The organism is Pseudomonadota bacterium, from assembly GCA_016195085.1.
Lineage (GTDB): Bacteria > Pseudomonadota > Alphaproteobacteria > SHVZ01 > SHVZ01 > JACQAG01.
On sequence record JACQAG010000022.1, the window covers coordinates 211,664 to 230,306 of the forward strand.

General features: G+C 64.0%; 16 protein-coding genes. 7 read left to right on the top strand and 9 right to left on the bottom strand.

Annotated elements, in window-relative coordinates:
• Positions 1-3: 3 nt before the first annotated feature.
• The 7 genes from HY058_06725 to HY058_06755 form a co-directional block, all read right to left on the bottom strand.
• Positions 4-756: a cysteine hydrolase gene (locus tag HY058_06725; GenBank protein MBI3496979.1), complete on the bottom strand. Its 753-nt coding sequence runs from the start codon at positions 754-756 to the stop codon at positions 4-6.
• A 75-nt stretch (positions 757-831) separates the two neighbouring features.
• The gene (locus tag HY058_06730; GenBank protein ID MBI3496980.1) at positions 832-2,865 is read right to left on the bottom strand and encodes a dipeptide ABC transporter ATP-binding protein; all 2,034 of its coding nucleotides are present in this window, start codon (positions 2,863-2,865) and stop codon (positions 832-834) included.
• Positions 2,862-3,749, bottom strand: a complete 888-nt coding sequence (locus HY058_06735; protein MBI3496981.1) for an ABC transporter permease — start codon at positions 3,747-3,749, stop codon at positions 2,862-2,864. The genes HY058_06730 and HY058_06735 overlap by 4 nt, the downstream gene beginning before the upstream one ends.
• A 1-nt stretch (position 3,750) precedes the next feature.
• On the bottom strand, positions 3,751-4,668 hold the full coding sequence (locus tag HY058_06740; protein MBI3496982.1) for an ABC transporter permease: 918 nt from the start codon (positions 4,666-4,668) through the stop codon (positions 3,751-3,753).
• A gap of 25 nt (positions 4,669-4,693) precedes the next feature.
• Positions 4,694-6,214 carry a hypothetical protein gene (locus HY058_06745; GenBank protein ID MBI3496983.1) on the bottom strand — a complete coding sequence of 507 codons (1,521 nt, stop codon included), beginning with the start codon at positions 6,212-6,214 and terminating at the stop codon, positions 4,694-4,696.
• A 45-nt stretch (positions 6,215-6,259) separates the two neighbouring features.
• A complete protein-coding gene (locus HY058_06750) occupies positions 6,260-7,420 on the bottom strand; it encodes a carboxypeptidase family protein (protein ID MBI3496984.1) in 1,161 nt (386 codons plus the stop codon).
• Positions 7,421-7,509: 89 nt separating this feature from the next.
• Positions 7,510-8,241 carry a GntR family transcriptional regulator gene (locus HY058_06755; protein MBI3496985.1) on the bottom strand — a complete coding sequence of 244 codons (732 nt, stop codon included), beginning with the start codon at positions 8,239-8,241 and terminating at the stop codon, positions 7,510-7,512.
• A 138-nt stretch (positions 8,242-8,379) separates the two neighbouring features.
• Between HY058_06755 and HY058_06760 the strand changes: the two genes are divergently transcribed.
• The 3 genes from HY058_06760 to HY058_06770 all read left to right on the top strand — a co-directional run bounded on the left by HY058_06760 (position 8,380) and on the right by HY058_06770 (position 11,811).
• Positions 8,380-8,775 (top strand): TIGR04076 family protein, encoded by a 396-nt coding sequence (locus HY058_06760; GenBank protein MBI3496986.1) that lies wholly within the window; start codon positions 8,380-8,382, stop codon positions 8,773-8,775.
• Between the two features lie 26 nt (positions 8,776-8,801).
• Positions 8,802-9,848 (top strand): aldo/keto reductase, encoded by a 1,047-nt coding sequence (locus HY058_06765; protein MBI3496987.1) that lies wholly within the window; start codon positions 8,802-8,804, stop codon positions 9,846-9,848.
• Positions 9,849-9,933: 85 nt separating this feature from the next.
• On the top strand, positions 9,934-11,811 hold the full coding sequence (locus HY058_06770) for a TIGR04372 family glycosyltransferase (protein MBI3496988.1): 1,878 nt from the start codon (positions 9,934-9,936) through the stop codon (positions 11,809-11,811).
• Between the two features lie 151 nt (positions 11,812-11,962).
• On the opposite strand, the gene HY058_06775 is transcribed toward HY058_06770, so the two are convergent.
• Positions 11,963-12,661, bottom strand: a complete 699-nt coding sequence (locus HY058_06775) for a cysteine hydrolase (GenBank protein MBI3496989.1) — start codon at positions 12,659-12,661, stop codon at positions 11,963-11,965.
• Between the two features lie 727 nt (positions 12,662-13,388).
• On the bottom strand, positions 13,389-14,993 hold the full coding sequence (locus tag HY058_06780) for an ABC transporter substrate-binding protein (protein ID MBI3496990.1): 1,605 nt from the start codon (positions 14,991-14,993) through the stop codon (positions 13,389-13,391).
• 125 nt (positions 14,994-15,118) lie between these two features.
• Here HY058_06780 and HY058_06785 point away from each other — a divergent pair, with 125 nt between their 5' ends.
• The 4 genes from HY058_06785 (at position 15,119) to HY058_06800 (ending at position 18,642) form a co-directional block, all read left to right on the top strand.
• A complete protein-coding gene (locus tag HY058_06785) occupies positions 15,119-15,397 on the top strand; it encodes a CopG family transcriptional regulator (protein ID MBI3496991.1) in 279 nt (92 codons plus the stop codon).
• A gap of 138 nt (positions 15,398-15,535) precedes the next feature.
• Positions 15,536-15,739 carry a hypothetical protein gene (locus HY058_06790; GenBank protein ID MBI3496992.1) on the top strand — a complete coding sequence of 68 codons (204 nt, stop codon included), beginning with the start codon at positions 15,536-15,538 and terminating at the stop codon, positions 15,737-15,739.
• A gap of 188 nt (positions 15,740-15,927) precedes the next feature.
• Positions 15,928-16,473, top strand: a complete 546-nt coding sequence (locus HY058_06795; GenBank protein ID MBI3496993.1) for a heme NO-binding domain-containing protein — start codon at positions 15,928-15,930, stop codon at positions 16,471-16,473.
• Between the two features lie 33 nt (positions 16,474-16,506).
• Positions 16,507-18,642 carry a response regulator gene (locus tag HY058_06800; GenBank protein MBI3496994.1) on the top strand — a complete coding sequence of 712 codons (2,136 nt, stop codon included), beginning with the start codon at positions 16,507-16,509 and terminating at the stop codon, positions 18,640-18,642.
• Position 18,643 lies beyond the last annotated feature (1 nt).

Here is an 18,643-nt window from a genome sequence, read left to right on the forward strand (position 1 = left end):
AACCTAGTGGGATTTCAAGGGGCTCGACGCGCCGATCGCATCCAAGACCTGCTCGGTGCTCCAGACCTGCCCGAAGACGCGCGCAAAACCGGAAAGCGCCGCGCGATGGTGCCGATCGAAAAACGTCGCGGATGCGTCCTCGACGATGATTGCATTGAATCCGCGATCGGCGGCATCGCGCGCTGTCGTCTCGACACACATATCGGTCGCCATGCCGACGAACACGATCGACTCGATGCCCATATTTCTCAGCAGCCATTCGATCCCGGTCGAATTGAAAGCGCTCGAGGTATTCTTGTCGAGAACGAGGTCGCGCGCGGCGGGCGTCAGCTCCGCAATCACGTCGTGCTCGAAAGTCCCTCGATGCCAGAGCACCGGCGTATTTGTCGTCGTGATCGACTCGGCATCGCGCCGTCTTCGGCGTTCGATCATGTCCCGCCCATCGGGGAGCAAGGCTCCGTGTCGCGTGAACACGATCTGCGCGGAGTGGCTTCGAAACCGTTCCAACAATCGTTTGGCATTCGGAATGACGGTGTGGACCAAGCGCTCGACGTAGTAGTCCGCAATGGCGGGATAGCGCTGCGTCAGCATCTGGGCAACGCCGACCGCGGGATTGCATCCGTAGTTTTGCATGTCCACGACGACCAGGGCCGTCGAACGCCAGTCGATCGTGAAGCTGGGCCAAGGCATGTGCCAATCGGCAAATGTCTCGGGCGAGTCGATATGTCCCGACGGCTGATCCTTGGTTTGTTTCATTGGTCACCCCAATCCGTCTGCGCGGCAGCACGTTACCCTGCTAGTGGAGCAGGGCGCCCCCCCGCCTGCGCGGCTTTACTCTAACTGTTTGATATCCATGGTTCCCGAACGGTCGCCTGGATCCAGGTCGTTGCCGACAGGCTCGAGGTGGCACGCCCAGTCATGTCCGTCGACGGCACGCAGCGGCGGCGCCATCTCGGTACAGATCGGCATCGCAAGGGGGCAGCGCGTGCGATAGGTGCAGCCGGAGGGCAGCGCCAGCGCGCTTGGAGGCTCGCTCACTTGCATCGCCTCGAGGCCGGCCTCGGCGCTCGTCGCCAGCAGCATCTGCGAATAGGGATGCCGCGGCGTTTGGAGGACCTGTCGGGCGGATCCCGCCTCGACGATGGCGCCCAGGTACATGACCACGATCCGGTCGGCGAGGTAGCGGATGACGTTGAGATCGTGGCTGATCACCACAGAAGTGAGGCCGAGCTCGGCGCGGAGGTCCTGCAGCAAATTGAGGATCTGCGATTGCACCGAGACGTCGAGCGCGCTGGTCGGCTCGTCGCAGATGAGAATCGGCGGTCTGAGGATGACGGCGCTGGCGATGGCGACGCGCTGGCGCTGCCCGCCGGATAGCTCAGCTGGGTAGGACGAAGCGAGGCGTCTGGGCAGCCCGCACAAATCCATCATCCGCTCGACCGCGTGATCGCGCTCGGCCGGCGTGCCGATCCGGTGCACGTCGAGGGGAAGGCGGATGGTCGCCCCGACGGTGCGGCGCGGGTTGAGGGATGAGTAGGGATCTTGGAACACGGGTTGGATCGTGCGTGCAAGCGCCGCCCTGCCGAAAGTGCCGAGGTCGCGACCGAAAAGGCGAACCGTGCCGCTCCGCGGCCGTTCCAAGCCGAGCATGACTCTTGCCAGGGTGGACTTGCCGCTGCCGCTTTCTCCGACGACGCCGAGAGCAAGGCCTGGGGCGAGATCGAGCGCAATGCCGCGAAGTGCCTTCAGCGTTTTTGGCGGATCGAAGAGCCCCTGGCGCACCCGATAGATGACCGCGACGTCCATGAGCGTGATCGCGGAGGCCGCGGTACTCGTGCCGGTCTTCGCCGCTTGCGCCGCCGCTGGTTCCGCCAGCGCTTGGCTCCCGGTCGCCGCCGCGGGAGGGATGACGCAGCGGTAGTACCGATCCGGCGCGATCATGCGCTGCGGGATCGCTCGGGCGCAGGCTTCGGCGGCCTTGGGGCAGCGGTTGCGAAATTGGCAACCCGCGACCTCGCCGATGAGGCTCGGCACCTGTCCCTGCAAATAGCCGAGGCGGCTGCCGCCGCTCCGCACCCCCGGCATACAGGAGAGGAGCGCTTTTGTATAGGGATGCATCGGTTGCCTGAGCAGCGTCTCGGTCGGCGCCGTCTCCACGATCTCCCCTGCGTACATCACCGCGACCCGATCGCCGAAGCGGCTGACGACGCCGAAATCGTGGGTGATCAGGATGATGGCGAGGTCGAACCGATGCTGGAGCTGCCGCAGCAGGCCCAGGATCTGCGCTTGAATGGTGACGTCAAGGGCCGTCGTCGGCTCGTCGGCGATGAGCAGAGCCGGCTCGGTCATCAGCGCCATGGCGATCATGACCCGCTGGCGCATGCCGCCGGAGAGTTGATGCGGATATTGCCTGAGGCGCAGCCGCGCTTGGCCGATGCCGCAGGTTCCAAGGAGCTCGGCGGCACGCGCCACGGCGTCCCCGCGGCGGATCAGCTTCCGGTGGTGACGAATTCCCTCGATGAGCTGCTCGCCGACGGTATAGGCCGGGTTGAGCGCCGTCGTCGGCTCCTGGAAGATCATCGCCATCCTGTCGCCACGGAGCGCCTCTATGCGCGCCTCGTCGGCACCGCGGAGATCCTCGCCCTGGAGAATCAGCCGGTCGACCTCACGCACTGCCGAGCGCGGCAGCAGATTCATGAGCGCCAGCGACGTCATCGACTTGCCGCAGCCGCTCTCCCCGACGATGCACAAGGTCTCGCCGCGCCTGACATGGAGATCGACCCCCCGCACCACAAGCTGCGTGCCGTCGAGGGTTGGCAGGGACACGCGCAAGCCTTCGACCTCGAGCGTCGATGGCTGGGTCAATGGCGTCGCTCCGGGGTCAATCTGGCGCGCAGTCCATCGCCGACGAGGTTGATCGCCAGCACCAGCAGCATGAGTGCCAGCCCGGCGGCGGTGGTGAGCCAGGGTGCGGTCGTAAGCCAGGTGCGGCCCTCGGCCATCATCAGGCCCCAGGACGGCTCCGGCGCCTGGATGCCGAGCCCGAGGAAGCTCAGGATCGCGGTCGCCAGGATGCACTGGGCCATCTCTAAGGTGAACACGACGACGAAATGGCTGAATACATTGGGCACGACATCACGGGTGATGATCCGCCAATCGGAGCACCCCATGGTGCGGGCACGCGTAATGTAGTCTTGGCTCTCCACCTGGCGCGTGACCGTGCGCATGACGACCGCGAAGCGGTCCCAGTGGGTCAGGCCCAGAACCAGGATCACGATGCCGAGGCCGCTGCCGCCGACCTGCAGGATCGCCAGCGCGATCAAGAGCGAGGGGAGTGCCAGCCGCGTGGAGATGACGTAGGAGGCGACCCGGTCGACGATGCCGCCGGCATAGCCAGCGACGACGCCGAGGCTGGCCCCGATCAGGCCGGCGATGCTCGCCGCGGCGGCACCGACGGCGAGCGAAATGCGGGTGCCGTGGATCAATCGGGAGAGATAGTCGCGCCCGAAGGCATCGGTGCCGAGCGGGTAGGTCCAGCTACCACCCGAGTACCAAACCGGAGGCCGCAAGCGCCGGATCAGGCTCTGAGAATAGGGATCGTGCGGGGCGATGACGTCCGCCAACACGGCGACCATTGCGAGGCCGGCGACGATCGCGCAGCCGACAAGGAAGCCCGCGTCGCGGAAAGCGGGATGGCGCCGGCCGATCGGGAGGCGGGCGATTGCAGCCTGTAGTGGGGCTTCCGCCATCTCAGGTCATGCGAATGCGTGGATCCAAGAGGCCGTTCAACAGATCCGCCAGCAGATTGAGGAGCACGAACAAGGCCGCGACGATCATGACGATCGCCTGGGTCACGGGAAAGTCCGAGCGCTGGATGGCGTTCCAGGCCAAGAGCCCGATGCCGTTCAGGGCGAACACGCTCTCGATCACGATCGAGCCGCCGAGCAGGAACCCGAATTGCACCATGGCGACCGACACGACCGGAAGGATGGCATTGCGGAGAGCGTGCTTGAAGAGGACGACGCGCGACGGCAAGCCCTTCGCCCGTGCGGTGCGGATGTAGTCCGATCCCAGCGCCTCGATCATCCCGGCGCGGGTGAGCCGCATGAGCACCGGCATGACGAACCAGGCGAGCGCCAGGCTGGGCAGAACGAAATTTCGCCAGCTATCGGTTCCGGATATGGGCAGGATCTGCAGCTTCACGCCGAACAAGAGGATGAGCAGCAACGCCGACCAGTAGGAGGGCATCGCTTGGCCGAGAACGCCGACGGCAAGGCATACCCGGTCGGTGAACGACCCCGTGCGGTTGGCGGCCAGCACGCCCAGCGGCACGGCCGCGATGAGGGCCAGCGACAGGGACGCAACGGCGAGAATGACGGTGACCGGCAGCCTGCCGACAATCATCCGGAACACGTCTTCGTGCGAGAAGAACGAGGCGCCGAAGTCGCCCAGCACCACCCGGCCGGCCCAGCCGAGATATTGGGCGATGAGGCTCCGGTCGAATCCGTAGAAGGCTCGAATGCGCTCGACCTCCTCGCGGCTGGCCTCCATCCCGCCGATCGACATCGCCAGATCGCCGGTCCAATGAATGAGCGCAAAGGTGGCGATCGACACCGTTATGCAGACGAGCAGGCTCTCCCAGATCTTGCGGACGATGTAGTCGACCATCGAGAGGTGCTGCTATGCAGGCGCCTCACTGCTTCCAACCGGTCATATACATCAGCGGGTAGCCGTCGCCCGGCGTGACGAAGTCGAGGCCGGCGCGGAAGCCGTAGTTGGTGACGTTGGTCATCAGCGGCACGACCAGCGCCTCGCGCTCGATCTTGTCGAAGCCGAGCTTATAGAGGCGCGCGCGCTCGGCCGCATCGACGATCGAGCCCGCCTGCTTGAACCAGCCGGCAATCTCCTCGTCGCGCGCATAGTCGCCCTGGTCGCTCATGAAGAACAGCGGCACCAGTGCCGAGACATCGTAGACGCCGTTCGAGGGCCAGGGCACCACCGCGGCGGTCAGCTTGCCACCGAAGAAATCCTTGATCCACGCGGAGGTCTCGCGGTAGTCGAGCTTGGCCCGAATGCCGATCTCGCGCAGATCGCCGATGATCGCCTCGGCCACCGGCCCGCTATCGGTGAAGGCCGAGATCGACGTCTCGAAGCCATTGGGATAGCCCGATGCCTTCATCAGGTCCTTCGCCTTCTTCGGATCGTGGCCGTAGGTCACGATGGCCGCCGGACAGCCGAATTGCAGGGGATGGCAAGGGACGTCGAGCACCACGCTGCTGCCGCCGCGCAGCACCTGGCTGATCGCGGCCCGGTCGATCGCATGCGTGATGGCGAGCCGCACATTCTTGTCCTGCATCGGATTGGGCCCGCTGCGGCCGGCGGCATCGAGCGACAGGAAGCTGATGCTGGTCGACCCGCCGGCAAGGGTGGTGACGCCGGCGGCACCTTGAAGTTGCTGCTTCTGGTCGGCGCTGATGCTCCACAGGAAATCCACGCGCCCACTGGTGAGCTCGGCGATCTGCGTCTGCGAATCCGGGATCGAGGTGACGGTGATCTTGTCGAGCCTGGGTTTCCCCCAGCCCGCCGCATAGTAGCCGTCATGCCGCGTGAGCTCGACGCTGCGGCCCGCCTCGAATGCGGTCACCATGTAAGGACCGGTGCCGATCGGACTCTTGGCGAAGGCCTGCGCGCCCATCTGCGCATGGGCGGCATGGGGCAGGATGAACAGGGTTTGCGTCAGCCGGTCGATGGCCGAGGGCGTCGGCGCGTTCAGGATCAGGTGGACCGTGTAGGGGCCGATCTTCTCGGCGCGGTTGATGAAGCCGTAATCGGCCTGGCCGAAGGCGATCTGAGCCGCCGGATTCTTGATGTGCTGGACGGTGTAGACGACGTCGTCGGCATCGAAGGGCTGACGGTCATGGAAGCCCACACCCTGGCGGAGCGTGAACTCGATAGTCTTGTCGTCGATCCACGTCCAGGCGGTGGCGAGCGCCGGCTTCGCCTGGCCCGAGGTCGGATCGCGATAGAGCAGGTGCTCGAGCACATTGCGGATCACCAGCTGCGAGGATCGCTTCGAGGTGCCGTAGGGATCGAGGGTCTCGATGTCGTTGGTGAACCCCCAGGTCAAGGCGTTCTTGGCCTGCTGCGCCGGGGCGAGGCTCGGGGCCAGCATGGCGATCCACAAGGCGGAGATGACAACGAGTCTCTTCAGCATCGTGAGTCTCCCAAATGGTCGCATCGGGGCAGGGTCCGCTCGTCGTCAGCGCAATGAGTGGACCACGCCGTAAATGGCCGCTGGCAGTGTCGCGCCGAACCGCGTCGAGCGTTCCGGCGACCAGCCCTGCACCGCATCCTGCCACCACGAGGTATCCTTGAAGGGCTGCTCCAGCAACATCGAAAGGCAGTTGAACCGCTCTGCGATCCAATTCCAGGCCATGCTGAGATCGGCCTTCTCCGGCGAGCCGCCGGGATAGGGATGGCCCAGCTCATAGTCCGGCGACGCCGCGGCCCAGGCGCGCTCGAATTGGTTGAATAGGCCCTTGAGGCGCTCGGACCTCGACGGAATTTCCAGCGGTCCGCCGAGGAAATTGCAGCGCAGCTCCGCGTCGGCGTGGCAATCGAGGCAGAAATCGACGCCGATCGCCTCCATGCGGTTGCGCACATGGAAGACCTCCGGGCTGCGCTCGAGGCTGGGGGCGGCCCATTCGCGGTTGAGATTGACGCCGAGCGCGTTGGTGCGGAAGCGAACTTGCTGCAAGCCATCGGGATTCATGTTGGGCACGACATGGAACACCGCCTCGTCCAGAAGCCGGCGCACGATCGGGTCATGCAGGTCCAGCATGCGCTCGAGGAAGCCCTCGAGGAAATAGCCGCTCTGGGTTTCCGAGGTGTGCTGGAAGGCGATGATCCACACATTCTTCTTGTCGGGCCCGGCCGTTCCGACGGTCAGCATATCGATGTCGGCGCCGTTGACGGTGCGGCCGATCGAGGCCAAGCGGACCCGGGGCGAGAGCTGCGCGCGGGCGGTCAAATCGTGCATCCGCTCCAAGGAGTAGGGCGCCCAGGAGGCGTAGTAGCAGACGTCGAAGTCCGGCCGGTGGCGAAAGATGAAGGCTTGGCCGTCGAAACGTCCCGGCACCCGAAACCAACGGCGCCGGTCGTAGGAGGCGACGGCGCCGGTATTGGTCCAGCGGTTCTCGAGGTCGCGGTGGCTCGCCAACCGGTTGGCGAGCGTCTCGCCGGCATTCGTCAGGTGAAAGGTGCAGTCGACACCGCGGACGCCGATGGCCCTGAAATGGTAGCGGCCGAAATGCGGCGAGTCCTGATCGCGGACGAGCCGAAGCCTGATGTTGCCGGGGTCGGTCGCCTCGACCACCTCGATGGTCCCGTCGGGAATGGTGCCGTTCACTGAGATCGTCATCGCTTTTTGCTCGTCCGCCTGGTCCGAAGATTGCCCGGGGAGGGTCGGGGAGGGGGTGATCCTCACCTCCTCCCAAAGTCCTCCCCGCGTCACGCCCGCCCGAATGGCATCGCCTTGATTGGCGCTGGAGATATGTCCACGGGCGCGTTTGGCTCCGGTTCGGCCGTCGCCAGAAGCAGGTCGAACGAACGGCCGATGTCGGCTTCGACACCGTCGCGTGCCGCTGTCGCATCGCCGCGCGCCATGGCAGCCAGAATTTTCTGGTGGTAGGCGGTGGCTTCGCCGGTACGGTTGTCGAACAGCATGGCCGCGCGCCGGAGATACGGCCCGAACTGAAGCCACAGGCTGTCGATGATCGGCAGCAGCACCGCAGAGCCCGACAAGCCATAGATGGTGAAGTGGAACTGCCAGTTCTTCTGGACGCTGGCTTCGATGCGGTCCTTGGCATCGGCGTCGCGTTCGGCCTCGAGGATGGAGCCGAGCGTGTCGAGATCATCTGCCGTCGCCCGCGGCACGGCCAACGCCGTTGCCATGCCTTCGATCGCTCGGCGCACATTGCGGAGATCGCGAAGCCGGGTCGGCGACAGGTTGGGAACCCGCGCCGAGCGGTTGGGCAGGGATTCCAGGGCCCGCTCGGCGACCAGGCGGCTGAGCGCCTCTCTCACCGGCATGGCGCTGGTGCCGAAGGCCTTCGCCAGCTCGGCGACCTTCAGCACCTGGCCGGGCTCGAAGGCGCCGCTCATCAGACGGTCGCGGAGTACTGCATGCACCCGGCGTTGCACCGTGTCCCGTTCGATGGGGACGACGCCGAGTTCCCGCATCGTCAATCCTGATATAAAATCTTTGATCGAAGATCGAATTTAGCGTAGTCAGGGTAGAGCGATGTGTCAACGGCCTGAGGGCAGGACACGCCGATGCAATCGAAGCGAAGCCGCGGGCGACCCCAGCGACGGACCCCCATGCGCCGGCCTGATGACGGATTCGAGCTCTACGACCTCAGGGTCGAGGTGCTGGCACCGCCCGGTGCCAAGATCTATTGCAACAGCCGTCCGGGGGATTGGTTCGAGGTCAGGGGCGAGCTCCTGCTTTTTCAGCCCGGCATGCCGTTCAGCCTGTACACCCTGGCCGCACTGCTGCCGTTGCTGCCGGCCAAGCAGCGTCCGACCGAGGCGAATGACTGGATGACCACGGATGCGGAGATCGCCTGTCCCGATCCGAACTGTCCGACACGGTTTCGCATCAGCCGATTGGGCAAGCGGCGATTCCGCCATGCCGAAGTCACCGCTGTTCCGCTGCCGACGCTACGGTCCCCTGCCGGACGCGGTCCTGCGCGGCGAAAGCGAGGCCGGGCGTAGTTGGATGTGAGGAGGTGAATGTGACCATCGAGCGCGCCCTGCTGGCGCCGGGCTATTCGATCTCGCGCCTTTTGAAGGGCGGTTGGCATCTCGCCGGCGGCCATGGGCGGATCGATCGCGATCAGGCGATCAAGGACATGGCCGCCTTCGTCGAAGCGGGGATCACCAGCTTCGACTGCGCCGACCACTATGTCGGCGTCGAAGAGCTCATCGGTGATTTTCGCAAGCAGTATCCAAGCCTCGCCAAGAGTCTGCAGGTGCATACCAAGTTCGTGCCGGATTTGGCGGATTTGCCCACCGTGAACCGTGCGTATGTCGGGCGGATCATCGATCGCTCACTGCAGCGGCTTGGGCTCGAGCGGCTCGATCTCGTGCAGTATTTCTGGTGGGATTGGTCGGTCCCCGGCGCCGTCGATACCGCCGTCGCGCTCAATGATCTCCTGCGCCAGGGCAAGATCGCGCGCCTCGGCGTGACCAACTTCAACACCGATCAGTTCGCGGAGCTCGTGGATGCGGGCGTCCCGTTCGCGGCCCACCAGCTGCAATACTCCCTCGTCGATCGGCGGCCCGACTGGAAAATGGCGGACTTTTGCCGCGAGCGCGGCATCGGGCTCCTGACCTATGGTCATCTTCTCGGCGGCTTCTTTTCCGAAGCCTGGCTCGACGCACCGGAGCCGACGGGGCCGTTCGAAAACCGGTCGTTGACGAAATACAAGCTGATCATCGATGAATTCGGCGGCTGGGCGCTGTTCCAGCAGTTGCTACGGGCGCTGAAGAAGGTTGGCCAACGCCACGGTGTGGGCGTCGGCGAGGTGGCCGTGCGCTGGACGCTGGGTCGCCCGGGCGTCGTCGGGTGCATCGTCGGCGCCACCTCGACCCGTCATCTCGCGCAGAACCTGAAGATTTGCGACTTCGCGCTGACCCAAGAAGACCTTGCCGAGATCGCGCTGGTGACCGACAACCGCCGCGGCCCGCCCGGGGACTGCTATCAGCTCGAGAATGACCGCAATGGCCCGCATGGGCGCATCATGCGCTACAACCAGAACAAGATCGGCCAGCCCTCGGCAGCGTGAGCCCTGGCCGGGCCGAGCTCCTGACGTCGGCGGGGATCGGGCTCGGCAGAGTCGTCAGCATGCGAAGGTCGGAGCCAAGCGGATCATGGAAATGAAGAAAGAGGCCGCAGGCGAGGCGAGTGCGGCCGAGGCAGCAGCGGCGGACGCGGCCGGTGATCGTCCGGGTGCCGCCCGGCATTACCGAAAGGCGCTGCTGCGGCAACCGGACCAGGGAGAATGCCTGTTCCGTCTCGGACGGATCGCCAGCGACCTCGGCAATCTCGTTCTCACCCGGGCGCTTATCGGGCGCGCCGTCGCCTGCCGACCGGAAGCGAGCGCCTACCACTTGGAGCTCGCATCCCTCCGCGAGATGAGCGGCAACCTGCCAACTGCGATTGCGAGTCGGCGGCGGGCGCTGGCGCTCGCCCCGGATGACGCCGACGCGATAGCGCGCCTTGGCCACCTGCTGCGTCGGCTCCACGCGATCGATGCAGCCGATCGTCTCTACCGGAGAGCGCTTTCCGTGGTACCCAAGCTCGGCCAGGCGCATCTCGGCCTTGGCTTGCTTGCCGAAGCCAGAGCCGCGGTCGCGGAAGCGCGCATGCATTTCGAGCGCATGGCCGACCAAGTTCCAGGCGCGCTGGCGCGGATCGCCGACGTGGGCCTCCGGGATCATGCGGCCTTGGATCTGGGAACCGACGCGCCCAACCGCTTCACCGCCCTCGGCGAGACCTACTTCCGCGCGAATCGAATCCCGGAGGCCGTGACCGCGTTCTGCATTGCCCTTTCCATGGACGTTGATCACGCGCGGGCGAAGGCCATGCTCAATGCCGTGATGCGGCGCCAGGGCCGCACTGCGGTGTTGTTTCGTCTGCTCGTGCATCCCTCGTTCGGGATCATCGCGGTCGAGGCCGATCTGCTGCTGCGGCACATCCAAGCAGGCTCCGTGCCGCGGGAATTCCTATGCATCCTGCTCTCCGGCAACCGCCCAGCCAACCGGCAGCTGACACGCTTGATTCAGCGGGCGACCTCGCTGGTCGAGGATGATCTCCTCTACTACGCCGCGCTCGAGGTCCTGGCACCCCGCTACATGCTGCCGGAGGGGGTGGTCCGGCTCATGGAATTCGACGTGGGGTTCAATGCACGTACGCGCCCGCCGCTCACCTTCAGCGCCGAAGAGCTCGCCGAGGGCCAAGCCTATCTCGAGGCCAACGGGCTCAATCCCAAGCAAGATTGGTTCGTGTGCATCTATGCCCGCGACATCAGCTATTCGCAAAACGTCTTCAGCGGCGCCCGCCTCGCCACCACCGATTTTCGCAACGCCGACATCGCCACTTTCGTGCCGGCGATCCAGGCGATCATTGCAGCCGGCGGCTGGGTCTTCCGCATCGGCAAGGATGTCGCGCGGCCATTACCGTTGCAGCATGAGCGCGTCATAGATTATGCGGCGAGCGGCCGCAGCGATCTGCTCGATCTCTTTCTGCTGGCGCATTGCCGCTTTTTCCTCGGCACGCCCGCCGGGCCCGGCGATGCCGGACGGCTCTTCAACATGCCCTGCCTTTACGTGAATGCCGTGCCGCCGGGCTTTTGCCCATTCGGTGCTCAGACGATCTACATTTCGAAGAAACTGCGGCACCGCAACGGCGGGGCGCCGGTGCGGTTGGCCGACTACCTGGCGCTCGTCGCCCAAGATCCTTCGATGCTGGCGTTCTTCAGCGACGATGGGCTCGCCTCGGCTGGTCTCGTCTACGAGGACAACACACCGGAGGAGATCGAGGCGGCGACCAAGGAGATGCTGGCGCGGGTCGCAGGCTCCTTCAGCGAGACCGAATTGGACCAGTCCCTGCGTCAGCGCTACCTCGATGCCTTTCGGGCGGGCAGCTGGTCCGGAGCCGCGAAACGCGTTTCAATGTCGAGCGAGGCAGGAATGCCGCTCGGCGCCGCTTTCCTGCGCCGGTATCAGGACCTGCTGTTACCGGACTGAGACGCGGGAATCGCCGCAGGTAATCGACTGCCCTGAGCGGCACCTAGTACCGACTTTCGTAGAAAGTCGGTACAAATCGTTTTGGGCAAGTACCTGATTCACGTGCAAATTCGTGAGTCGACTACGACTCACGAATTTGCGCGATCAGGTACTAGGTCGCCAGCTGCAGGATTTCCTCGACCGGCCGGACATCGGCGAAGGTCTGCATGATGCTGCGCAATCCGGCGAGGTGCGCATCTTCCGTCGGCGCCGCCACACTGTCATGGGGCATGAAGGTGCGAAAGCCGCGCATCATCGCATCGCGAATGGTGGACTCGCAGCAGACATTGGTGGCCGTACCTGCCACCACGACCGTATCGATGCCCTTGTCGCGGAGGAGGGTTTCCAGGTCGTGGGGGTTCTTCATGAAGGCGCTGAAACGGTATTTCGGCAATACGATGTCGCTTGGCCGGCGATCGAGGCGGTCGCTCAGCGCCTGAAACGGGGTGCCCGCCGTTAGCGCCGCCACCGCCGTTCGGCGTTTATCCTCGGCGATGAAGTTGTCAAAATATGTACCCCAATACTCCGGTGTCCCCGGCGCGCCGGCGGTGTGCTGGAACCAGAAGATCGCCGCGCCCAGACCGCGGAGATGCGAGACGAGGTGATTGACCTTGGGCAAAATAGCGCTGGCCGCACCGGCTCTGTCGAAGGGCGCGCCGTCGGCTAGCCATGCATTCTGCATGTTCAAGACACAGACAGCCGTGCGCTTGGCATCGAGCCGATCGAAGACCGCCAGCGTGTCGCGCCGATAGACGGCGCGCCGGATCAGCTCGCTGGGAAGGCCTGAAGTGAAGCCCTTATCGTCTGCCATGGCGGTCACCTGCCGAGGATCTGAGACGTTCCGAGTCCGGGAAGCGCCTCAGCGTTGATACAAAGCGCGGGCGACGACGGACGATCCATATGGCCGCGCACGGTCCATCGTATGTCGATCGAGAGTGGCTCGCCACGGGTGATGAAACTGCGAACTGGACGGAGCCGGTCCCACTGAGCCGTTAGATGCTGAAGCTTTAGACGAGCGATCGCACCGTTGAAGCGGCCGTGGCCAAACCGCCGCTTTACAGCGCGTGCCCGCGTGGCTAGGTTCGATCGCAGGCGTATTGGCACCAAGCTCTGCAGGACCATTCCTATGTCCATGGCCACCCAACATCGCTGGAGCATTGTTCTCCAGACCCACATCGGGGGGCCATCGAGGCTGATGACGCGCTGAGTTTCGCGGCATATGCATAAGACAGGCCCCGCCGGAGATCGACCGGGCCTTTTTACTTGGCTGACGCTGTCGCATCTCCAGCTCAAACAACGGAGAGCGACATGACACGAATACACGTATCGCATGCCGCGAATGCGCTGGGTTCGCCCTTGGGACTGCGCCGGGCGGCGTCGGCGCCGATGCGCTTCCTCCAGCGCTTCGGAGCCTGGCTGCTGCGCCCGCGCCCGCATCGTGCTGCGCCTCACCAACAGGGTTCAGTTTGGCACGAAGAAGATTAGCTTCCGGGGGATCCGCGAGCGCGTCGCGCTCGCGGATCGGGGCATAAGTGAGGCTAATTCCTGACGATATTCCAGTAGACGAGCTCGGGCGCATCGAGCACGCCCTCGACGTTCTTGCGATAGGCGATCGGATTCAGCATCTGGCCGAGGACCCGGTAGGGGAGAACCTCGAAGAATTTGCGCTGGAAGGCTTCCAGCGCCGTCTTGCGTTGCTGAGGCGTCGCGGCGTCGAGGAAATCGATGCGCATCTTCTCCATCGACTCGTCGCAGGCCCAACCGAACCAATTCTTGCCGTCGCACGGCGTTGCCGCGGAGATGTTGAGGAACGGATGCGATTGCAGGCTAGAGGGCCAGGTGGTCTGGAAGATGTGCCAGCCGCCTTTGTTGGTCTGCGGATCGTCCTTGACGGTGCGCCGCTGCACCAGCGTTGCCCAGTCGGTCGCCTGCAGGTCGGCATTAAGGCCGATCTGCCTGAGCAGGTCGGCGGTATAGACTGTCATGTTGTGGAGCACCGGCAGGTCGGTCGGCGTCATGATCGCGATCGGCCGCCCGTCATATCCGGCCTCCTTCATCAGCTGCTTTGCCTTCTCCGGATCGGGCTTGAGGTATGGCTCGGCGCCGACGAGACTCTCGTTCTCGGTGCCGCACACAAAGGGCGCGTGACAGACCTTCTGCATCTCCGGGTCCGATCCGACCATAGCCGTTAGGTACTCCTGCTGGCTGCCGACCAGCATGAGGGCTTGGCGCGCCTTCACGTTATTGAATGGCGGCACCAGATGATTGGGGCGCAGCACGGCTTGGCGACCAAGCGGGTTGATGACCCGGACAACGATGTCGGAGCTCTTCCTTAGCTGCGGAATCAAGTCGTGGGCTGGCGCCTCGATCATGTCCATCTCGCCGCGGATCAGGGCCGAGGCTTGCGTGGCTACCTCTGGGATGTTGTACCACTCGACACGGTCGACCTTGGCGGCCTTGCCGCCAGCATATCCGTTGGGTGGGTCCGAGCGCGGCACATAGCCCGGGTTCTTCCGGTAGACCACCTTAGCGCCAGGCACCCATTCCTCTCGAATGAAGATGAACGGTCCAGAACCGATCGACTCCTTGATCTCGGCGAAGGCGTCGGTCTTGGCCTCCTCTTCGCGGAAGATGAAGGGAGTGGTCGCGATACCGGCGAGGCTCTGCAGCATCAACGGATAAGCCTTCTTCAGCGTCATGGCGAAGGTCTTGTCGTCCTTCGTCTCGAGGCTCGCCATCCGCTCCATCAGCACGCGGCCGTCGGGCGCGCGCTGGCCCCAGCGCTTCAACGAGGCGACGACATCGGCGCTGGTGACGACCTTGCCGTCGCTGAACTTGAGTCCCGGTCTGAGCGTGAAGGTCCAAGTGAGCTGGTCCTGGCTCACCGTGTGCGTCTCGATCATCTGCGGATGCGCGTTCAAGTTCGTGTCGAGCGAAAACAGCGTGTCGAGCACCATGTTGCCGTAGTTGAACGCGATCAGGCTGGTGGTCCAGATCGGGTCCAGGTTTCGCAATTCGGCATGGATGACGACTTTGAGCGTGCTCTCGGCCCGCGCGGTGGATACGGGCCAGTAGCTTGTGGCACCCATGATGCAGGTCAGGGCAAGCAGAGGCGACCAGCAACGGCGGCTGCGTCGAGCCATAGGGAGTCCTCCTCCGGAATTGATTCCCAGGAGAAAAGGCTAAACCGTCCGGCCTGAGCCGCAAACGACATTATCCATGCCCGACCGACCGCTTATGCGCGCGTCGCCGTGTCGGCGCCGGGGTAATGCAGGGTAACGCCCACAACCGGCTGAGGAATTTCGCGTATATTATTCACGGCAGCAAGCTGACATGCATGGAAAAGATCCAGGTTTACCTTCGCAAGGAAGAGCTGGATGCGCTGCGCAAAGCGGCGGCCCGGTCCGGACGCAGCGTTGCGGAGCTGATCCGCGAGGCAATCCGAACGGTTGTGCTCAAGCCTGAGGCCGCAGGTCCGGTCGCTATCTGGGACGGGAAGCCAAAGCGGTCCTCCATGGAACACGATGGCGTTCACGACGAGCCCTGATGCAGTGGGGGAGGCGGCCTTCGTCGACAGCGGAGCGTGGATCGCGCTGGCGCTGCCACGAGATCCGCTCCATGGGCGAGTGCGAGAGCAATGGCTCCTGTGCACGGGACGGGCGCGAAGCTTCATGCGTCGGTTCCCATGGTGATCGAGACCTTCATATATCTTTATCACAACGCCAATCGGGATGTGGTGCTGACTTGGAAAGACTCCATCTATGAACCCGGCATCGTAAAAATCCTCCCCAGCGATCACGGTGCATTCGAAGGCGAAGTCAGTTTTCACGATGGCGATGACGCCCAATTCAAAGCGTGGCAACAATCAATTCCTCGCGACGCAGTCTGATGAACGTCGCTTCTGGCGCGTCGTTAACCAAATAGGTGCGCCTGCCGCTACCGTTCACAGTCGACATTGAGCAGGTTGGCGTTGTCGTTGGCATGATCGGATCGGAGTTCGCTCCGTTCGACGCCCGTCGGTGCCTAGTACGCTGCGGGGGCCTATGCTAGATTTCGCGTAAGGCCGGTGGGGGTGCCATGAAGGGGGTGGTATTCACCGAATTCTTGGAGATGGTCGAGGCGACCTTCCCTGAGGACATGGTCGACCGCATGATTAGTCGCGCCGATCTTCCATCCGGCGGGGCGTATACCTCCGTTGGGTTCTACGATCATGGCGAAATGGTGCAGCTCGTGGCGGCGTTGAGCGAGCTCACGGGCAAGCCGGTCGCCGAGTTGATCCGAACATTCGGCCGCTATCTGTTTGGCCGTTTCGTCAAGACCTTTCCGGGGTTCTTTGTCGGCATTTCCGACTCCTTCGAGTTCCTCACCGGGATCGAGACCCGAGTCCATTCGGAAGTCCGAAAGCTCTACCCCGACGCCGAGTTGCCGAACTTCGTTGTAACCCAACATGGAATCGAGCGTCTCGTCCTCGACTACAAGTCGCGGCGCCCCTTCGCCGACCTCGCCCACGGCCTGATCGAAGGCTGCATCGATCATTATCGAGAGACGATTGCGCTCAACCGCGAAGATCGCCCCTCTGCGGACGTGCAAGCGCGGTTCACTCTGATCAGGCATTCCGGGTGATCGAGCGCGTCCGTGGCATCGGGCCAAGGAGGCATGGAGCGATCGGCACAGATGACATCACCTGAGGGCGCACAGGAAGAGTTGGGCCGGCGACGCCGGCGGGTCGCGCGGGAGAAGCGGGCTCGCATCGAGGCCGAGACGCTGCTCGAACAGAAGAGCCTGGCGCTCTATGAAGCGAACCAGGCGCTGAAGGCTGCGCTAGAGACGCTCGAGCGCCGGGTCGAAGAGCGCACGAGCGAGCTGCGCCAGGCAATGGAGCACGCGAATACCGCCAACAATGCCAAGTCGGAGTTCCTCGCTACCATCAGCCATGAGATCCGCACGCCGCTCAACGGCATCCTCGGCATGTGCGCGCTCTTGGTTGACGAACAGCTTCTTGCAGAGCCGAGAGGCTACGTCCGCACCATCCACAACTCGGCCATAGCGCTGCTCGGCATCATCAACGACGTGCTCGATTTCGCGAAGATCGAGTCGGGACGCATCGACCTCGAGATGGTCGCTTTCGAGCTGGCCCCGCTGATCGAGAGCGTGGCAGAAACTCTCGCGCCGACGGCCTACGGCAAGGGGATCGAGATTGTGGCGGTGCTCCCCTCGGATCTGCCCCGCCGTATCATCGGTGATCCCGGGCGGCTCCGGCAGATCCTGCTCAATCTGGCGAATAACGCCGTCAAGTTTACGCGGAAGGGATCGGTGCGGATCGAAGCTTCGGCGATGGCGCTTGGATCCGATCGCTGCGAGCTTCGCGTCGATGTGATCGATACGGGTATCGGTATCGCAGCAGGGGACCGCGCCCGGGTCTTCGAGAGGTTTGCCCAGGCCGACTCGTCCATCACGCGGCGTTTTGGTGGAACCGGGCTAGGACTCGGAATTTGTCGTCAACTCGTGACGCTCATGGGCGGCGTCATTGAGTTTGACAGCTTCCCTGGTCGCGGCACCCGCTTTTGGATTGTCTTGCCGGTGCAGACCGCCCCCAGTGCGGCGAGCGAAATCGATCCAGACCTGCCAGCGTTGAAGACCCTGGTAGCGACCGGCAATACGGCGACCGCGATCGCAATCGGGCAGGCTTTCGAGGCCTGGAAGGTGCCGCACGAGACCGCGACCAACGACGCAGCCGCACTGGCTCTGCTCAACAACGCGGAACGCAGCGGTACGCCGTTCCGGATCGCAATCATCGATCGCTCCTTCGGTGCGGTCGATGGAGAGGAACTCGGCCATCTCATCCGCCGCGAGGTGGGCCTGACCCAGCCGCATTTGGTGCTCCTGGTGCCGCCGGGCGGAACCGCGCCTCGCCACTTCGATGGCATGTTGGCGAAGCCAATCCGGCAATCCCCGCTCTATAACTGCCTGGTGCAGTTTGTCTCGATGTACGATGCGATTGGCGCGGCATCGATCGAGGGCGGCCAACCAACGACGCGATCACTTCAAATCCTGGTCGTCGATGACAACGCGACCAATCTGATGGTCGCGGGCAAGCTCATGGAGAAACTCGGGCACCGCGTCAATGTCACTACCTCGGGTGAGGAAGCGCTGATGGCGCTCGAGGTGCTGGAGTACGACCTCGTTTTCATGGACTTGCACATGCCCGAGATGGATGGCTTCACCGCCGTCAAAAGAGTCCGCGAAAAGCACGGCAATGTTGCGCATGTACCGATCATTGCTCTCAGCGCTAACGTCACGCGTGGGATCGACGAACGTTGCCGTGGAGCCGGCTTCAATGGTTACCTGCCGAAGCCATTGATCCCCAATCAGCTGAGGCAGATGCTTGCTCGGTTTTCAGGACAATCTGCCGTGCCGCATGAGGCGGCCGACGCACCGGTGCTGGCGCAGCTCGCCGAGCATCTCGGTCGCGATGCCGTGCTAGATCTGATTCAACGCTTTCGCCGCAATGCCGAAGAGCAGCTCGCCGCGATCAGCGTCGCGATCACCTCTGGCAATCTGGTGCAACTCGGCGTTGTCGCTCACGCGATTGCAGGAACCTCGGCTTACCTTGGCTTGACCAATATCGTGGAGATCGCCCGCGCCATCGAGGAATCCTGCACTGCGGAGAATCCCAGCACTGCCTCTGCGGCGGCCAAGCGGCTGGCCGACAGCATGGCCTCGGCTGACCGAGAGTTAATGGCTTATGTCACTCGCGGCGCGCCGGAAGTCACTCCGGCGTCCAAATCGTAGC